Source organism: Streptomyces durhamensis, from assembly GCF_000725475.1.
GTDB classification, from domain to species: Bacteria; Actinomycetota; Actinomycetes; order Streptomycetales; family Streptomycetaceae; genus Streptomyces; species Streptomyces filipinensis.
Genome location: NZ_JNXR01000025.1, coordinates 56862 through 71603 on the forward strand (window position 1 = coordinate 56862; position 14742 = coordinate 71603).

General features: G+C 69.7%; 15 protein-coding genes. 6 read left to right on the top strand and 9 right to left on the bottom strand.

The genetic code is table 11. The features are described from left to right. Positions 1-4: 4 nt before the first annotated feature. Positions 5-1192: a dipeptidase gene (locus IO33_RS0131650; RefSeq protein ID WP_031171330.1), complete on the top strand. Its 1188-nt coding sequence runs from the start codon at positions 5-7 to the stop codon at positions 1190-1192. On the opposite strand, the gene IO33_RS0131655 is transcribed toward IO33_RS0131650, so the two are convergent. Beyond that, the gene (locus IO33_RS0131655; protein ID WP_031171332.1) at positions 1132-2271 is read right to left on the bottom strand and encodes an alkene reductase; all 1140 of its coding nucleotides are present in this window, start codon (positions 2269-2271) and stop codon (positions 1132-1134) included. The two genes, IO33_RS0131650 and IO33_RS0131655, sit on opposite strands and share 61 nt — an antisense overlap. A gap of 60 nt (positions 2272-2331) precedes the next feature. Between IO33_RS0131655 and IO33_RS0131660 the strand changes: the two genes are divergently transcribed. Then, complete coding sequence (locus tag IO33_RS0131660) at positions 2332-2691, top strand: MerR family transcriptional regulator (RefSeq protein ID WP_031171334.1); 360 nt, start codon at positions 2332-2334, stop codon at positions 2689-2691. 106 nt (positions 2692-2797) lie between these two features. After that, positions 2798-3901 carry a dipeptidase gene (locus IO33_RS0131665; RefSeq protein ID WP_031171336.1) on the top strand — a complete coding sequence of 368 codons (1104 nt, stop codon included), beginning with the start codon at positions 2798-2800 and terminating at the stop codon, positions 3899-3901. An 88-nt stretch (positions 3902-3989) separates the two neighbouring features. Here the strand turns inward: IO33_RS0131665 and IO33_RS0131670 are convergent, their stop codons facing one another. Next, positions 3990-4358, bottom strand: a complete 369-nt coding sequence (locus tag IO33_RS0131670) for a VOC family protein (RefSeq protein ID WP_031171337.1) — start codon at positions 4356-4358, stop codon at positions 3990-3992. A gap of 106 nt (positions 4359-4464) precedes the next feature. On the opposite strand from IO33_RS0131670, the gene IO33_RS0131675 reads away from it, so the two are divergent. After that, entirely contained in the window at positions 4465-4974 is a 510-nt protein-coding gene (locus IO33_RS0131675; protein ID WP_031171339.1) for a CGNR zinc finger domain-containing protein, read from the top strand. Between the two features lie 104 nt (positions 4975-5078). On the opposite strand, the gene IO33_RS0131680 is transcribed toward IO33_RS0131675, so the two are convergent. Next, positions 5079-6422, bottom strand: a complete 1344-nt coding sequence (locus IO33_RS0131680) for a UDP-glucose dehydrogenase family protein (RefSeq protein WP_031171341.1) — start codon at positions 6420-6422, stop codon at positions 5079-5081. A 181-nt stretch (positions 6423-6603) separates the two neighbouring features. On the opposite strand from IO33_RS0131680, the gene IO33_RS0131685 reads away from it, so the two are divergent. Then, the gene (locus IO33_RS0131685) at positions 6604-7761 is read left to right on the top strand and encodes an acyl-CoA dehydrogenase family protein (protein ID WP_031171343.1); all 1158 of its coding nucleotides are present in this window, start codon (positions 6604-6606) and stop codon (positions 7759-7761) included. Between the two features lie 868 nt (positions 7762-8629). Here IO33_RS0131685 and IO33_RS0131695 read toward each other — a convergent pair. From IO33_RS0131695 to IO33_RS48005, 6 genes are all read right to left on the bottom strand, one after another. After that, the gene (locus IO33_RS0131695) at positions 8630-9484 is read right to left on the bottom strand and encodes a hypothetical protein (RefSeq protein ID WP_031171345.1); all 855 of its coding nucleotides are present in this window, start codon (positions 9482-9484) and stop codon (positions 8630-8632) included. Further along, positions 9465-10370 (bottom strand): aldo/keto reductase, encoded by a 906-nt coding sequence (locus IO33_RS0131700; RefSeq protein WP_031171346.1) that lies wholly within the window; start codon positions 10368-10370, stop codon positions 9465-9467. The genes IO33_RS0131695 and IO33_RS0131700 overlap by 20 nt, the downstream gene beginning before the upstream one ends. Further along, complete coding sequence (locus IO33_RS0131705; RefSeq protein ID WP_031171347.1) at positions 10367-11554, bottom strand: cupin domain-containing protein; 1188 nt, start codon at positions 11552-11554, stop codon at positions 10367-10369. The genes IO33_RS0131700 and IO33_RS0131705 overlap by 4 nt, the downstream gene beginning before the upstream one ends. A gap of 618 nt (positions 11555-12172) precedes the next feature. Beyond that, on the bottom strand, positions 12173-13006 hold the full coding sequence (locus IO33_RS0131720) for a helix-turn-helix domain-containing protein (RefSeq protein WP_031171348.1): 834 nt from the start codon (positions 13004-13006) through the stop codon (positions 12173-12175). Next, on the bottom strand, positions 13003-13515 hold the full coding sequence (locus IO33_RS0131725) for a DUF6879 family protein (RefSeq protein WP_031171351.1): 513 nt from the start codon (positions 13513-13515) through the stop codon (positions 13003-13005). The genes IO33_RS0131720 and IO33_RS0131725 overlap by 4 nt, the downstream gene beginning before the upstream one ends. After that, positions 13499-13708 (bottom strand): hypothetical protein, encoded by a 210-nt coding sequence (locus IO33_RS48005; RefSeq protein ID WP_031171353.1) that lies wholly within the window; start codon positions 13706-13708, stop codon positions 13499-13501. The genes IO33_RS0131725 and IO33_RS48005 overlap by 17 nt, the downstream gene beginning before the upstream one ends. 625 nt (positions 13709-14333) lie before the next feature. Here IO33_RS48005 and IO33_RS0131735 point away from each other — a divergent pair. After that, the gene (locus IO33_RS0131735; RefSeq protein ID WP_031171356.1) at positions 14334-14696 is read left to right on the top strand and encodes a four-helix bundle copper-binding protein; all 363 of its coding nucleotides are present in this window, start codon (positions 14334-14336) and stop codon (positions 14694-14696) included. The last annotated feature ends 46 nt before the right edge of the window (positions 14697-14742 follow it).

Genomic DNA, 14742 nt, shown 5'->3' on the forward strand with positions numbered 1-14742 from the left:
GCGGATGACCTCCCTGGACGAGGCCCGCGCGCTGCTGCGCGAGTTCCCGGTCGTCGACGGCCACAACGACCTGCCGTGGGCGCTGCGCAAGAAGGCCGGCTACGACCTCGACGCGCTCGACATCGCCGCCCCCCAGAACGCGCAGCTGCACACCGACCTCCCGCGGCTGCGCGAGGGCGGCGTCGGCGCGCAGTACTGGTCGGTGTTCGTGCCCGCCGAGCAGCCCGCGCCGGTGGCGGCGACGCTGGAGCAGATCGACTGCGTACAGCAGCTGCTGGCCCGCTACCCGGCGGACCTGGCGCCCGCGCTGACCGCCGCCGACATGGAGGCGGCGCGCCGGGACGGCCGTATCGCCTCCCTGATGGGCGCCGAGGGCGGCCACTCCATCGCCAACTCGCTCGGCGCCCTGCGCGGCCTGTACGCGCTCGGCGTGCGCTACATGACGCTCACCCACAACTCCAACGTGGACTGGGCGGACTCCGCGACCGACGAGCCGAAGGCCGGCGGCCTGACCGCGTTCGGCCGCGAGGTCGTCCGTGAGATGAACCGGCTCGGCATGCTGGTCGACCTCTCGCACGTGGCGGCGACGACCATGCGGGACGCGCTGGACGCGACCTCCGCGCCGGTGGTCTTCTCGCACTCCTCCGCCCGTGCGGTGTGCGACCACCCGCGCAACATCCCCGACGACGTCCTGGAGCGGCTGCCCGCCAACGGCGGCGTGGCGATGGTGACGTTCGTGCCGAAGTTCGTGCTCCAGGCCGCCGTCGACTGGACGGCCGCGGCCGACGAGAACCTGCGCGCCCACGGCTTCCACCACCTCGACACCGGCGCCGAGGCGATGAAGCTGCACCGCGAGTTCGAGGAGCGCACCCCGCGTCCGATCGCCACGGTCACGACGGTGGCGGACCACCTGGACCACATGCGCGAGGTGGCCGGCATCGACCACCTGGGCATCGGCGGCGACTACGACGGCACCGCGTTCACCCCCGACGGGCTGAACGACGTCTCCGGCTACCCGAACCTGCTCGCCGAGTTGCTGGACCGCGGCTGGTCCAGGGCCGACCTGGCCAAGCTGACCTGGCAGAACGCGGTGCGGGTACTGGGCGCGGCCGAGGACGTGGCCCGCGGCCTTCAGGCGACCCGGGCGCCGTCCCTCGCCACCATCGAGTCACTGGACGCCGGCGCCGCCTGACCGTCCAGGGCGGGGTAGTCGTTGTACCCCTCCGCCCCGCCCACGTACATGAAGTACCGGTCCCGGACCGGGTTCAGGGGTGCGCCGCGGCGCAGCCGCTCGACCAGGTCCGGGTTGGCGAGGAACGGCCGGCCGAGCGCCACCAGGTCGGCGCCGGCCGCCAGCATCCCGCGTGCGGCCCGGGCGACGGCCTCGGCGGAGAGGTCGGTCAGGTCCGGGTTGCCGATCAGGACGCCGGGCCAGCCGGCGCGGATCCGCCGGTACCAGCCGCTGGCCGGGTCGGAGCGCACCAGGTGCAGATAGGCGAGGTCCAGCCCCTTCAGACGGTCCAGGAGCGCGGCGTAGAGGCCGTCGGTGTCCTCCTCCAGGACGCCGTTGACGGTGGAGGCGGGGGAGACGCGGATACCCACCCGGTCCGCGCCGATCGCGTCCGCCACCGCCTCGGTCACCTCCGCCGCGAACCGCACCCGCTGCCGCGCGGAGCCGCCGTAGCCGTCGTCCCGGCGGTTGGTGTTGTCCGCGAGGAACTGGTGCAGCAGCATCCCGTTGGCCGAGTGCACCTCCACCCCTTCGAAGCCCGCCGCGACGGCCCGGCGGGCCGCGGCGGCGAAGTCGGCGATCGTGGCGCGGATGTCGTCCGCCGTCATCGCACGGGGCACGGCGGCCGGCCGGTGCCCGCCAGGCGTGAAGATCGTCTCCGGCAGCGGCAGCGGCGAGGGCGCCACCGGGGTCAGTCCGGTGGTCGCCGGATGGCTGACCCGGCCGCCGTGCTGGAGCTGGAGGAACATCCGCCCGCCGGCCGCCCGCACCGCGTCGGTGACCTGGCGCCAGCCGGCCACATGCCGGTCGGTGTGGATCGCGGTGATGTCCGGGTACGTCTGCCCGACGGCGTTCGGCGTCGAACCCTCCGCGACGATCAGGCCGGCCGAGGCGCGCTGGGCGTAGTGGGTGGCCATGATCGGGGTCGGGGTGCCGTCGGCCGCCGCGCGGTTACGGGTCAGCGGGGCCATCACCAGGTGGTTCGGCAGGGCGAGCCGGCCGAGCCGGGCCGGGGCCAGGAAATCCGTTGTCTGCGTCATGCCGGCAAGGTAGAACTTGACACTGATGTCGGATTCAAGCCCGTCCCGGGGAGGCGGCAGATGCGGATCGGTGAACTGGCCCGGCGCACCGGCGTGAGCGAGCGCTCACTGCGCTACTACGAGACCCGGCAACTGCTCAGCAGCGAGCGCACCCCCGGCGGCCACCGCGACTACCCCGACGCGGCCGTCGACCGGGTCATCCGCATCCAGGAGCTGTACGCCGCCGGACTGCACAGCGACAAGATCCGGCAGCTGCTGCCCTGCATGCGCGACCGGGACGGCGGCCCCGCCGCGACCGCCACCCCGAAGCTGGTCGCCGACCTCACCGCCGAACGCGACCGCATCGACCGCATGATCGCCGACCTGCGGCGCTCCCGCGAGACCCTGGACGAGGTGATCCGCACGGCCCGCGACGCCTGAGCGGGCCACCACCCCCCGAACGCCCCACTCACCAGGAAGGCCCCCTCGGCTCCGTGCGACCGTGGCGGTACGCCAGCGACGCAGCCCACGACCTACGGAGCCCGCCATGGCCGACCTGCAGCCCGACAGCGCCACCACGGCCGAGGTCGGTGCGGACGACACCCTGCCGGACACCCCCGACGCCCAGCCGCCCTGCTCCGCGGCCGTCCTGGAACAGGCCCACGCCCTGCTCGCGGCCCACCCGGTCGCCGACGGCCACAGCGGACTGCCCTCGGCCCTGCGGCGGCTGTCCCGGTACGACCTGGAGCTGGGCGAGCCCGCCGTCGACACGGACATACCGCGGCTGCGCGAGGGCCACGTGGGCGCACTGTTCTGGTCGCTGCACCTGCCCGAGGCCACCGGCGGCGACCACCCCACGACCGCGGCCCTGGAACAGCTGGACTTCGCGCGCTCGGTGATCGACGCCCACCCGGAGGGGCTGCGCCTGGTGCACACCGCCGGGGAGATCATCGACGCCCGACACCGCGGCCGGGTCGCCGTGGTGCTGGGCCCCGCCCCGGCCACCGCGCTCGACGACTCCCTCGCCGTCCTGCGCGTCCTGCGCGCCCTCGGCCTGCACGTGCTCACCCTCACGGGCACGGCCTGGGCGGGCGAGCAGGGCCTGAACCGGTTCGGCGAGGAGGTCGTCCGCGAGATGAACCGGATCGGCGTGCTCGCCGACGTCTCCGGCGCCGCCACGGCCACCGTCGAGAGCACCCTCGCGCTCTCCAGGACCCCGGTGCTGTGCACCCGCTCCGCCGCCCGCGCCCTGCGCCCCCACCCGGCCAACCTGCCCGACGGGCTGCTCGCCGCGCTCGGCACGGCGCGGGGCCTGTGCCTGGTGCCGCTGACCGCGGAACAGACCGGGCCGACGGTCCATGACGTCGCCGACCACCTCGACCACGTCCGCGACATGGCCGGCCCGGACTGCGTGGGCCTGTCCGGCACCTACGACACCGGCGTCGTCCACCCCCGCGGCCTCGCCGACGCCTCCCGCTATCCCCACCTGATCGCCGAACTGCTCCGGCGCGGCTGGTCCGACACCGAGCTGTCCCTGCTGACATGGGGCAACGTCCAGCGGGTGCTGCGCAGCGCGCACTCCACCGCCCGCGCCGCGCAGCACCGCCACGGACCGCCCCCGGCGCAACCCGGCCAGCCGGAAGGTCCCTAGGGCCTCTCTTCGCCGGCCGTCGCGGTCCGCTCGCCGGCCGGTGCGGGTTGTGCCCTGCGGCCCGCTGGAAGGCGCCCCCCGGGACGGCTCAGCACGCGCACAGACAGAAGGGGTGCCCCGCCGGATCGGCGTACACCCGGAAGGTCCGCTCGCGGTCCTCCACGTCCAGGGGCCGGGCCCCCAGCTCCAGCACCCCCTTCTCCGCCACGGCCAGGTCCGCCACCCTCAGGTCAAGGTGGAACTGCTGCGACTCCTGCGGCGCCGGCCACTTCGGCGCCACGTACCCCGGCGCCCGCTGGAAGGCCAGCGCCGGCCCGCCGGGCACCTTCAGGTCCACCCACTCGCCGTCCTCCTGGTCCGCCTCCACCGTGCCGCCCAGCACGGAGGCGTAGAAGCCGGCCAGCGCGCGGGGATCGGGACAGTCCAGCACCACGACATCGAGCTTGGCGAGAGCCATCACTACCTCCTCGGGTCACCTGCGGGTCACCTGTCTGGTTACCGGTAAAGGCAAGTAACCGGTAACGGTTACTGCATGCTCCCGCATCAGCGGTAACGTCGCAAGCATGAGTGAGAGATCGGCCGCCCCCGGAGCCCTCGCGCTGGTCGAGTCCCTGGTCAACACGCTGGACCTGGAGACCGGCGCCGACACGCTCGACACGGAGAAAGGGCGCGGCCGCTTCGCGGTCCCCGAAGAGGGACTGGAGGAGACACGGGAACTGCGGGAGTCACTGCGGGCCGTCCTGCTCGCCCACGCCGGGCACCCGCCGCACCGCCCGGTGACCCCGCTCGGCGAGCTGCTGTCCCGGGCGCCCCTGTACCTCGCCGTCGACCAGCAGGACGGATCCGCGGGCATCGCCGCCCCCGCCGGCACCGCACCACTGCTCTCCCGCGTCGCCGCCGCCGTCGCCGAGGCACTCGTCGCCGGCACCTGGAGCCGGCTCAAGGCCTGCGAGGCCGAGGACTGCCACTGGGCCTACTACGACCGCAGCCCGGCCGGGCGCGGCCGCTGGTGCTCGATGCAGGTGTGCGGGGCGCGGGCGAAGATGCGCCGATACCGGGCCAAGGAGAAGTAAGACACAGGAAGTTCACCGGCCGCCCATGTGCCCGGTGGTGCAGAATGCGGAAAGACGCCGGTTCGGCCGACTGAGCCTCGGCCGAACCGGCGTCACCCCGCTGCCTACGCCGTCGGGCGCCCCATCGCCCGGTACGTCCAGCCCGCCCGGCGCCACAGCTCCGGGTCGAGCGTGTTGCGGCCGTCCAGGATCACCCGGTCCGCGGCGACCTCGCCGAGCGCCGCCGGGTCCAGCTCGCGGAACTCCCGCCACTCCGTGAGGTGCAGGACGACATCGGCGCCCCGGACCGCCGCCTGCGCCGAGTCGGCGTACCCCAGGGTCGGGAAGACACGCCGGGCGTTGTCCATGCCCTTCGGGTCGTACACGGTGACCTGACCGCCCTGGAGGTGGATCTGACCGGCCACGTTCAGCGCGGGCGAGTCACGGACGTCGTCCGAGTCGGGCTTGAACGTGGCGCCGAGCACCGCCACCCGCTTGCCGAGGAACGAGCCCCCGCCGAGCGCCTCCCGGGTCATCTCCACCATCTGTCCGCGCCGGCGCATGTTGATGGAGTCGATCTCGCGCAGGAAGGTCAGCGCCTGGTCCGCGCCCAGCTCACCGGCCCGCGCCATGAACGCCCGGATGTCCTTGGGCAGACAGCCGCCGCCGAAGCCGATCCCGGCGCGCAGGAACTTGGCCCCGATCCGGTCGTCGTGCCCGATGGCCTCCGCCAGCTTCGCCACGTCACCGCCCCCGGCCTCGCACACCTCCGCCATCGCGTTGATGAAGGAGATCTTCGTGGCGAGGAAGGAGTTCGCGGCCGTCTTCACCAGCTCGGCGGTCGGGAAGTCCGTCACCACGAACGGGGTGCCCCCACCGATCGGTGTCGCGTACACCTCACGCAGCAGCTTCTCGGCCCGCTCGCTGCGCACGCCCGCCACGATCCGGTCCGGCTGCAGGGTGTCCTGGACGGCGAAGCCCTCGCGCAGGAACTCCGGGTTCCAGGCCAGCTCGGCGTCCGCGCCGGCCGGCGCGTGCTCGGCGAGGTAGCCGGCCAGCCGGTCGGCGGAGCCCACCGGCACGGTCGACTTGCCGACGACCAGCGCCGGGCCGTGCAGATGCGGGGCGAGCGAGGCGATCGCGGCGTCGACGTAACTCATGTCGCAGGCGTACTCACCGTGCTTCTGCGGGGTGTTCACGCAGACGAAGTGCACATCGCCGAAGGCCCCGACCTCCGCCCAGTCCGTGGTGAACCGCAGCCGTCCGGTGGAGCCCTCGAAGCCCGCCACATGCTTCCTCAGCAGCTCCTCGAGCCCCGGCTCGTACATCGGGGTCTCGCCGCGCTCCAGCATCGCGATCTTCTCGGGCACGACATCGAGCCCCAGCACATCGAAGCCCAGCTCGGCCATGGCCGCGGCGTGCGTGGCGCCGAGATAGCCGGTGCCGATCACGGTGATCTTCAGGCTCATGGGGATGCGCTCCAGCTAGGGGACTCTCACGTGCGGTGCCTGAGCATAGTCGGGCCGCCCACCGGGCAATTTCCCGCTGTCGCGTAGCTCACGTAGGCGTCCTACCGGCGGCCCTCTAAAATTTGAGTTACTTAACGGTAATTAGCGTCAGTATCACTGCGTCTTTGGAGCGTGAGAGACCGTGGCCGGATCGGCTGACTTCGACCTGTACCGCCCGTCCGAGGAGCACGACATGCTCCGGGACGCCGTCCGATCCCTGGTCGAGGCGAAGATCGCGCCGTTCGCCGCGGCGGTGGACGAGGAGGCCCGCTTCCCGCAGGAGGCCCTCGACGCCCTGGTCGCAGGCGACCTCCACGCGGTGCACGTCCCCGAGGAGTACGGCGGCGCCGGCGCCGACGCGCTCGCCACGGTCATCGTGATCGAGGAAGTGGCCCGCGCCTGCGTCTCCTCCTCCCTGATCCCGGCCGTGAACAAGCTCGGCTCCCTCCCGGTGATCCTGTCCGGCGGCGAGGCGCTGAAGAAGAAGTACCTGACCCCGCTCGCCAAGGGCGACGCGATGTTCTCGTACTGCCTCTCCGAGCCGGAGGCGGGCTCGGACGCGGCCGGCATGAAGACCAAGGCGGTCCGCGACGGTGACCACTGGATCCTCAACGGCGTCAAGCGCTGGATCACCAACGCGGGCGTCTCCGAGTACTACACGGTGATGGCCGTCACCGACCCCTCCAAGCGCTCCAAGGGCATCTCCGCCTTCGTCGTCGAGAAGTCCGACGAGGGCGTCTCCTTCGGCGCCCCGGAGAAGAAGCTCGGCATCAAGGGCTCCCCGACCCGCGAGGTCTACTTCGACAACGTCCGCATCCCCGCCGACCGCATGATCGGCGAGGAGGGCACCGGCTTCGCGACCGCCATGAAGACCCTGGACCACACCCGCATCACCATCGCGGCCCAGGCCCTCGGCGTCGCCCAGGGCGCCCTCGACTACGCCAAGGGCTACGTCCAGGAGCGCAAGCAGTTCGGCAAGGCGATCGCCGACTTCCAGGGCATCCAGTTCATGCTCGCCGACATGTCGATGAAGATCTCGGCGGCCCGCGCCCTCACCTACCAGGCCGCCGCCGCCTCCGAGCGCGGCGACGCCGACCTCACCTACCTGGGCGCCGCCGCCAAGTGCTTCGCCTCGGACGTGGCGATGGAGGTCACCACCGACGCGGTCCAGCTTCTCGGCGGCTACGGCTACACCCGCGACTACCCGGTGGAGCGCATGATGCGCGACGCGAAGATCACGCAGATTTATGAGGGCACGAACCAAGTTCAGCGGATCGTGATGGCAAGGAACCTTCCCTAGCAGGGTTTTTGCAGGTCAGGAGCTGTTTCGAAGGTCCGGCGGGACGCCCCCGGCGTTCTGTTCGTTGCGGCCTGATCAGGGCCGTTCCTGGGCGTCATGCTGGGGGAATCCTGGGCAGATGCCGGGGTGAAAACAGCCACTGACCTGCACAAACAACACAGCCCCCGGTGCGACGCCGGGGGCTGTTGTCGTACGCGGATCAGGCGACCTCTGATGCCTCCGTCGGGTCGTCGGCGCCGGGCGTCAACATCGTCGCTGTCACCTGTGACGACCTGCACGCAGCGGCCTCCCTGGTCACATACGCCATGAACACGGTGGAGGCCATTGCCACCGGAAGCGGGAGCAAGACCAGGAAGTGTCAGCCGCTCAGTCTCGCGGAGAAGGTTCGGGCCAGGATCGAACTTCATGGAGGATCGGCCACGTCCTCGCAGATCCTCCCGTACGTGGGAGCGACGGCGGCTGACGTCCGAGCACTTCCGGAGGTTGTGGTGACTGTAGAACGGTCAGGCAAGACGGGTCGGCCGGCCACCGTTTTCGCACTCCGCGGTGAGGATTCCGAGTCCGAGCCAGAACCGGTCTCCCACTCTTCCGCCCCCATGCTGGCCGCAGCAGATCGGGAGGCGCAGCGGCCCACCGTGGTCCGCCTGGACGCTTACCGTCCGGAACCGAAGCAGGCCCCGGAGCCTGCGCCAGGACCGAAGCGGCCGGTTCGCCCGCCGGTTTCCGTGACCGAGCGGCCCGAACCGCTCCGAGAGGACCCGTTCCGCGCACTGCTCTAGCGAATAGGCCGGAAAAGCAGAAAACCCCCGCATCCGAACTGCGGGGGTTTTTCTTGCTTCTGAGACACGGCGGGCGCACAGCGACGCGTTCAGGCGCTCACCTCGGAGCGCACCGGAACGGGCGGGTGCACTCCCGTAAGTACCTCCGCTCGGGCAACCAGGTGGGGCGCGAGATCGGAGTACCACCCACGGGCTACGGCTTGCAGCATCTCCGCCAGGGCCCCGAGTTCCCCGATTCGACCGGCCGGGGTGTCGAGGATCGGCGCGAACTCCTTGCGGATGCGGGCGGCTACGTCGGGAACGAGGAGGCTATTGGCGTGGAGGAGTCCCGCGTCGTAACCGAACGGCACCCAGCCCCACCGCTCCCAGTCCAGAAGGCACAGGGGCACGGAGGTGAGGTTGCCCCAGTGCAAGTCACCGTGACCGGTCACCCGCTCCACCTTGGCGGGGGCCGGGATGCCGAGGAACTGGGGGAAGGCCCGTTCGATCCACCCGTCCCGGACGGTCGTCTTCACGCCCTTCGCTTCGGCGAGCAGGGCAAGGGCTTGGCGAAGGTCCGCCCACCACTCGTCGGGCAACCCAGGGTCGTGGTCGATGTCGGCCCGGTCCGGGGACACCACGGGTTGCGTGAGGTAGTCCAAGACTTCCGCCTCGAAGGCCCACTCGCCGTCTGTCCAGTCGTGCACTCCGTGCAGGCGGGGGCGCGGGACGCCGTCAGGCACCAGTTCCGAGGCCCCGACGATGCCCTCCCCCTGCTTCCTGCCCGCGTTGCGTTTCGCTGTCCGGCTGACCCGTAGCCACCGGTCGCCTGCCTGACGCCCGAGGGTGACACCGAGGAAGCCCCACGCGAGCGGACCCGAGCACGTCAGCCCCAGAGCATTGGCCGCCCGGTCGTGGGCGGCCTCCATCAGGGCCTGTACCTCCTTATTCAGAGGCGAGTTCATCCGTCACCTTCCTGAGTTCCGGGGCCGTCAGCGGTGCAGCCAGAGCCTTGGCGGCATCGTCCCAGTGTTCGCGGGTGCTCGCGGAGGTGAGGACGACGTCGAGGCCAGGGCATGAGCCAGCGGCCAGCAGGGCAGCGGCTGCGGCCGACAGGCCGGGGCGGATGAGGTTCACCAGTTCGGGTGTCATGGCATCGAGGAGTTCGCCCCCGTGCAGGGGCGCGGAGCCAAACGTGATCAGCCCCGCTTCCTTCGCCTGTACCAGTGGTCCGCCGCCGTTCAGGGCCTGTGCGATCGGGGCATCCATGATCAGGCTGACGGGCATCTGCAAGCCTGTGAGGTGGTGCTCGGCAGAACCCGCCGCCTGCCGCGCGAGCGTAAGTAGCTCGGGAACGCTGAACGCTCCGGAGGACAGGCCCGACCAGGTGGCGACGCCGTACCCGCCGATCCTGCCCGCATAGGCGAACTTCTCCAGCGCCGTGAAGGCTTCCCGTACACGCCCGTGCAGAGTGGCACGGTCAAGGCCGTGCCCGTGATGCTCAGGGTTGTGCACGAACACCAGGTCCACGCGCCCGAGCGCGGCCAACGAGTGCTTCGTCTGCCAGCGGACGAAGCCCCGTTCAAGGCTGTGCCTACCGGCCGCCTCTTCCTGGGTGAGCACGCCGTCAGTCAGGGCGGTGCGGCCCTGTTCCTCCGTGAAGAAGCCCGTCTTCGTGGCTACCCGGGCGGTCGGGTACTCCCCGAGAAGCGGGCGCAACTCCTCATGCGCCCGACCGTGGGCGTAATGGGGTGCCGTGTCCACCCAGGGGCTACCGGCAGCCAGGGCGGTGCGTGCCGCCTGGCTGACGGCACGCACGCGGTATGTCCCCAGGGAGAGTGCGGCGGTCACAGCGCCGTCCCCGTGACTGTGACGGCGTGGCCGTAGATGAGGACGGAGACCAGTTCGGCCACCTCCTTGACCTCCAGTCCGGCGGAGTCGGCCATCTCGCCCAGCGTGGTCGGCTGGTTGGTCAGCAGTGTGCCCAGCGCGGGAGCGGCGGACTCGGCGAAGTCCCATGCGGTACCGGCCGCCGAGAAGGTGACCGTGCCCTGTTCGCGGTTCGCCGTCAGGCGGCCCCTCGGAGCGGTGAGCTTGACCGTGATCCCCGACCGCGCGGGGAGTCCGCCGACGTACGGCAGGGACGGAATCGCGTGGCCCAGGTCGGTGGTGTCGATCGACTCCGCCCACCGCTCCACGAGGCGCCGGTCAGCCATCATGTCGGCCACCTCACGGTGTACGGCGTCGATGAATTCCGACTGTTCCGCCAGCGAGCCGAAGCGCGGAATGTCCCTGCGCAGCGCGAGGGACGCGCGGAGTTGATCGACGACCCAGAGCATCAGGTCAGCGCCCGTGTGCGGGACCATGCCGAACGTGAGGTGAAGGGATTCTGTCCCCTGGTCAGCGGTGACCGCGTGCCACCAGCCGCGCGGCAGGTAGAGCACGTCACCCGGGGACAGAACGAGGTCTGCCAATGGGTCGCCCTCCGGTTCCTCCGGCGACTCCACGTCCCGGAAGGTGGGCGCTTCACGGGTCATCCCCCACAGGCGCCACCGCTTGGAGCCGTGCAGCTGGACCACCACCACGTCGTGATCGTCCCAGTGCCGGCCGAAGCCTTCCCGTTCGGTCCACGAGGCGTACACGTTGGCCTGTACGGAAGTCCCGAGGAAGCGTTCCAGGCCCTCGGCAGCCGCCCCCACCGTGGGGTGGATCTTCTCCACCGCGTCGAGGACCAGCGACGCCCCGTCCCTGAGCTGGGCGTGGAAGTCAGACGGCTGGATGCGGGACCAGGTGACCGCGCGGCGGTTCGTGGTCGGGATCGCGTAGCGGTGCAGCGGGACCATCTCGCCGTCGACCGATAGGCGCAGCCGGGGCGGTTCCAGCCGCTGCGTGGCGATGATCCGGTTCAGGTCGTCCCAGGAGAACAGGCCCGCCGTGTCGGCGACTCCGGGGAAGTGTGCGTAGGAGCGGTGGTACGTCTGGGCGAGGAACTTGTCCCCGCCCAGACGCCCCGCCCACGAGGCTGCTTCAAGCAACGTGGGCGCTCCCGTCAGTCGTTGCCGTCGGAACGGCCACTGCTGACGTCAGACTCCTGCTCGGCGCGGGTCCGCGCGGCCACGATCTTCCGCTTCGCGACGAGCAGTCCACCCCCGTCTGGAGTCATCGAACTAACGTTCCCTTCCATTGTCGGACTACCTCTCTTCTCGGGAACTCCCACCGGGGATCCGGTAGGAAGCAGAGGGGGCAGCGACGAGCGCGGCGGTTACCGGATCGCAAGGACTCCGGCCAAGAACAGGGCCAGGCCGCCAAGGATCATGGCTAGGTAGAGCGGTCCCGCATGCGGGCCGAGGTGGCGCAGCACCCGCCGCCCTAAGCCGGACATCACGCCGTGCCCGGCGTAGTCAGGCGTCCCGCGCACTGAGGGCACCTGCACGGCGGGTACTTGGTCGGCGAACCCAAGATCAGTGCGTTGCGCGGGTTCACCTTCACCGTGCGCATCGGGCTGTACGTCCTACCGCCGTCGCACGACACGCGCAGCGTCATTCGTCCGCCGTCGCGGTTTCTCGTTTCGTTTCGCTCGGTCGCCGCCATGGGGGAAATCATTGACCCGGAAAGCGGCGGCTGTGTAGTTCTTTCCCGTCATGGACTAAAGATCATGAACGGCAAGCGGCAGACCACTCCGCCAACAAGGCTCGCGCTTCTTCCCCGAACAGTGCATAACTCTCCAGCGTGGAGAACAGCTCCAAGTGCATTTCGATGTCTCTTGGATCTCTCAGGATCACGACACCGGTCGTGTTCTCCACAGTGGCCAGCGTGTTGTCATAGACGGTGAAGGTGTCCATCGGAGCCATGGGCTTGTATCCCGCGATGGGGATAACGCCGAGCTTCACGTTCGTAAGGTGGGTCAGTGAGGTCAGCCGGTCAATTTGCATCGCCATCGCAGCCGGGGGCAGCAGCGGCCACCGAACAGCCTGCTCAGTCAGGATGAAGGTAAACCGCTTCTTCGTGTCGTAAAGAACCTCCTGCCGCTCCAGCTTCCTCGCGATCGTCTTGGTGACATCGGCCGGAGAATGGGCAAGACTGGCCCGGATGTACTCAGGAGTGGATAGCAGTCCTGTAATCATCGAGAGCACAAAGAACCGGAACTCCGTAGACGAGGATTCAAGCGCCGCAAGCTCAGTTTGCTTCTTCTCCAGGCCCCTACGGCGCAGTGACCGAAGGTCTTGCCATTCGGTGTTGGCCAGCCTCGCGAGGGCAATGACCTCCTCGATGACCTCAGGCGGAGCCACCACGGCCCGGAGGATTCTTTCCAGGTCCAGCAGGCTCGGTTGCGCTTTCCCATTCTCGATCCGGCTGATCTTCGATTGGGACATGTTGCAACGCCGAGCGAGCCGGTCCCTAGTGAGGCCGGCTCGCTTGCGTAGTTCTTTCAGCAGGGCTGCCAGTTCCTGTTTAGGCTGCCCCATCTCCGCAGGATCGATCGTCACCCGCTCACGTACTCCAGGAACGGGACTGATTCAGCAACGGCAATCTGCTTCCACTGCCGGTACGGCTCCGGATCACCCTCGTACAGTTCCCGGTTGATCTGCGTCCCGTCCGCCCGGTAGTTCATCAGGACCACCTTGGACTCATCGAACATCCAGAAATCCTGATCCGGAAGTCCCGGATTCTCCCGGTCGGTGAGGTCGAGGATGCGAATATCCTCGCCCACCTTCACGTGGTGTCGGTAGTAATACTCGAACTCGAACCGAAGGTAGGTCGAGAGCGGGCGGGTAACGACGTGCACCCTGCCGACGCTCTTTCCTTCCGAGGTCCATTGCCGGACCTCGTCCATCCAGCCCGACGTGTAATCGTCCGGCGACTTCTCACCTGCGAGGAAGCGTTTCAGTCTCTCCGCTTCCTGGGGCATGGTGTAGACGGGCAGCGTCTCCAACCGCCACGCCTCACGCTCCATGGAATCGAAGCAGTCATTCCACGCGTCACCATCCAAGTGCACGAATTGCCTCCCTGAGAACCGCCTCGGGGATCTCCACGAGCCCCTCCCCGGCGGGCGGGGTAAAGGCGTTGGACACGTCGCCCTGTACCACGAACGACCCAGCCGCCGTGCGGTACACGTTCGGGCAGTCCTTCTCTCCGCACTCGCCGTTGCCGTTGCCCGTGAGCCGGGTGAGTGCCGAACGTTCGGACATGCCAAACCCCCTTGCTCTGACCCCGTTTGGGCCGCCTGACCAACGACAGTAGAAGGGGTGACGCTACGCGTCTATGCGTGCACGCGACTATGCGTGTCCTTGCATAAAGTGGCCCGGACCACCCCGGGACGTGGTCATGCTCCGTGCCTGGGCAGACTGGACGGACCTGGCCGCCGTCGGGGACGGCTGACGACAGCCCCGAGGACGGACGCCGGAGGAGGGTTGGTCACATGACCAACCATCACAGCCTCGAAGGGCGCCGGGCCTGCTCGTCTACCGCGCGACTGGTAGCGCCTCCAGCGCGCCTCCTGCCTGCGCAGGCTGTTGGCGATCATGGGGAAATGCTGGGGAGGCCCGCTCTGGGAGGGGTGTTCGTGCAGGCCAGGGTCATGACCTGTAAAGCGCCCAGATCTATGAGGGCACGAACCAGGTCCAGCGGATCGTCATGGCTCGCAACCTGCCGTAACGGCGAGAGCCACGGTTGTTCGGGAAGGCGCCCCACGGGGCGCCTTTGCGCTGTCCGGGTGCACCTGCCGACCGGTCGGTCACATGCGGGGCGGCCACCGGGGACGTAGGACGGAAGCACACGGGACCCGTCCCGGGTCCCCGCCTCCGAGGAGGAGCCATGACCCAGCCCGGAACGATGACGCCCATGACCCAGCAGATGCAGGACTGCGTCAACGCCTGCATGGCCGCGCACACCATGTGCGAGGAGACCATGAGCTCCTGCATGCAGATGGGCGGCCAGGCCCAGATGCAGATCATGCGCGCGCTCATGGACTGCTCCGAGACGACCCGTATGTGCGCCGACATGATGATGCGCCGCTCGCCCATGTCGGGCGAGATGTGCGCGATGTGCGCCAAAGCGTGCGAGATGTGCGCCGAGGCGTGTATGGCGATGCCGGACGACCCGCAGATGATGCGTTGTGCGGAGGCGTGTCGCCGCGCGGCGGAGATGTGCCGCGCCATGGCGGGCGCCAAGATGTGACGCCCTGCCGAACGCGGTCGAGGGCACCCGTCCGGGTGCCCTCGAC